The sequence below is a fragment of the Vibrio sp. 1402 genome, assembly GCF_033340275.1.
Genome location: NZ_JAWOWE010000668.1, coordinates 1 through 526 on the forward strand (window position 1 = coordinate 1; position 526 = coordinate 526).

The following is a 526-nucleotide window of genomic DNA, read 5'->3' on the forward strand; positions in this document are numbered from 1 at the left end:
CTCAAGCGCAGCACGTTGAATCGCTAGGGTCAACTGACCGTCAGCAAGAGGTTCACCAAACTTGTTAAGCTCGCCGTTAGGATTCTTGATTTCAACACCCAGCATCAAGCCTTTGCCACGAACTTCAGCAATACAGTTAACACGTTTTTGGATGCTTTCGAGACCAAAACGTAGGTATTGGCCAGCAACGTTCGCATGCTCAACAAGGTTGTCACGTTGGATAATTTCAAGCGCTTTAGCACCTGAAACCATTGCAAGTTGGTTACCACGGAATGTGCCCGTGTGCTCACCTGGCTTCCACGTATCGTGTTGCTTATTGATCACAAGCAGTGACATTGGCAAGCCGCCGCCAATCGCTTTAGAAAGACACAATACATCAGGCACGATACCCGCTTCTTCGAAAGCGAAGTTGTAACCAGATTTACCCACACCACACTGGATTTCATCAAAAATCAGTAGGATACCGTGCTCATCACAAATACGACGTAGTTCGCGCAACCAGAATGCTGGAGCAGGAATTACACCG

Annotated in this window: 1 protein-coding gene; it reads right to left on the reverse strand. The window is 47.7% G+C overall.

From position 1 onward, the window contains the following. The coding region (locus R7044_RS27840) for an aminotransferase class III-fold pyridoxal phosphate-dependent enzyme (protein ID WP_225456323.1) at positions 1 to 526 on the reverse strand (526 nt) is incomplete at both ends.